Source organism: Actinoallomurus acaciae (assembly GCF_042429965.1).
Taxonomy (GTDB): Bacteria; Actinomycetota; Actinomycetes; order Streptosporangiales; family Streptosporangiaceae; genus Actinoallomurus; species Actinoallomurus acaciae.
The window spans coordinates 1-1,890 of sequence record NZ_JBHLZP010000917.1 but is presented as its reverse complement, the minus strand read 5'-3'; the positions used below and the strand labels follow the sequence as shown (position 1 = coordinate 1,890).

3 protein-coding genes are annotated in these 1,890 nt (G+C 72.1%); 2 read left to right on the top strand and 1 reads right to left on the bottom strand.

The window, feature by feature from the left end:
• A partial coding sequence (locus tag ACFFNX_RS48875; protein WP_378213299.1) for an MFS transporter occupies positions 1–729 on the top strand: 729 nt, incomplete at its 5' end.
• A 105-nt stretch (positions 730–834) separates the two neighbouring features.
• Positions 835–1,482, top strand: a complete 648-nt coding sequence (locus ACFFNX_RS48870) for a lysophospholipid acyltransferase family protein (protein ID WP_378213298.1) — start codon at positions 835–837, stop codon at positions 1,480–1,482.
• Here the strand turns inward: ACFFNX_RS48870 and ACFFNX_RS48865 are convergent.
• Positions 1,469–1,890: LuxR C-terminal-related transcriptional regulator (locus ACFFNX_RS48865; protein WP_378213297.1), on the bottom strand; the 422-nt coding region annotated here is incomplete at its 5' end. The genes ACFFNX_RS48870 and ACFFNX_RS48865 overlap by 14 nt on opposite strands.

The window sequence follows — 1,890 nt, the reverse complement described above, 5'->3', positions numbered from 1 at the left end:
CTGGCCGCGCTGCTCGGCGCGGTCACGGTGGGCCGCGCGGGCTGGACGCGGCCGGAGGTGCCCGGCCTGCTCGCGGCCGCCCTCATCCTGCTGGCGGGCTTCGTGACGGTGGAGTTGCGAAGCGCCGAGCCGATGCTGGACCTGCGGCTGTTCCGCCGGCCCGACTTCACGGTCGCGACGGCCGGCGCCCTGTGCACCGGGGCCGCGGTGATCGGCATGATGAGCTACCTGCCGACCGTGGCCGGTGACGTGCTCGGCGAGCCGCCGCCCGCCGCCGGCGCGGTCATCTCGTTGTGGGCCGGAGTCTCCTTCGTGGTCTCCCTCCTGGTCCGCCGGCTCACCGTCGCGGCCCGTCACCTCATCGCGGCCGGCCTGGTCCTGTGCGCCGCGGGTGAGCTCCTGCTGCTCGTCCTCGCCCCCGGCCGCGGCTGGTGGACGATGGCGCCGGGTCTCGTCGTCAGCGGCATCGGCAGCGGACTGCTCAACGCCGCGCTGGCCGGCATGGCGGTGGGAAGCGTGCCGCCGTCGCGTACGGCGATGGGGTCGGGCGCCAACAACACCGCGCGCTACGTGGGCGCCTCGCTCGGCGTGGCGATGGTGGTCGCCGTCGACGCCTCCGCGTCCGGACCGGCGCGGGGAGCGCACGCCGCGCTCGCGGTGTCCGCGAGTCTCGCACTCGCCGGCGCGATCGTCACTACGCTCATCGGTAGGAGCATGCGCGTCAAGTGAGGGTGTGGTACAAGAACCGTCGGTTGTTTCTTGTAACGCCCCCGCACCGACGCGCCGGGAGGTGAGGCGTCAGACTGTCGGGCACCCCTCGGTGGAAGGCTGACCGTGTTCTTCTGGTTCCTCAAGCACATTCTGCTCGGCCCCTGGCTGCGTCTGTTGTTCCGGCCCAAGGTCGTCGGCACGATGCCCAAGCGGGGGCCGGCCATCATCGCCTCGAACCACCTGTCGTTCTGCGACTCGCTGTTCCTGCCGCTCATGGCGCCGGGGCAGCTGGTCTTCATCGGCAAGGACGACTACTTCGTCCGCAAGGGGATCAAGGGCCGGCTCATGGCCGCCTTCTTCCGCGGCGTCGGCACGATCCCGGTGGACCGGCGCGGGGGCAGCGAGGCCGCCGACGCCCTCAGCACGGCGCTGCGCGTCCTGCAGGAGGGCCGGCTGTTCGGCATCTATCCCGAGGGCACGCGGTCGCCGGACGGCCGGCTGTACCGCGGCAAGACCGGCGTGGCGCGGCTCGCGGTGGAGTCCGGCGCGCCCGTGTACCCGTGCGCGCTCATCGGCACCGACGAGATCCAGCCCACCGGCTACCGCATGCCCCGCAAGATCATGCAGCCGGTGATCAAGCTCGGCGAGCCGCTCCGGTACGACAAGGACGCCGACCTGCGCAAGGCGACCGACGAGATCATCGCGGCGATCCGGTCCCTGTCCGGCCAGGAGTACGTCGACGTGTACGCCTCGCAGGTCAAGAAGGGCTGACGAAACCGGACTCATACGCGGCGATCACCGCCTGCGTGCGGTCGCGGGCCTGGAGCTTGGCCAGCACGTTGCCGACGTGCGTCTTGACCGTCTCCACGCTGACCACCAGCTCGCCCGCGATCTCGGCGTTGGACAGCCCGCCGGCCATGAGCGTCAGGACCTCCCCCTCGCGGTCCGTGAGGCGCGCGGCGCGCATCCGGTCGGCGTCGCGGCCGCCCGCGTGCCGGGCGGCCAGCCCGCGGATCGCCGTGGGGAACAGCAGCGAGTCGCTCAGCGTCACGGTGCGCAGCGCCTGGATGATCTCCTCGGTCCGGGCGCGCTTGAGCAGGAAGCCGCTCGCGCCCGCCCGCAGCGCCTCGTACACGTAGTCGTCGTTCTCGAACGTGGTGATGACCAGGATGCGCGGCG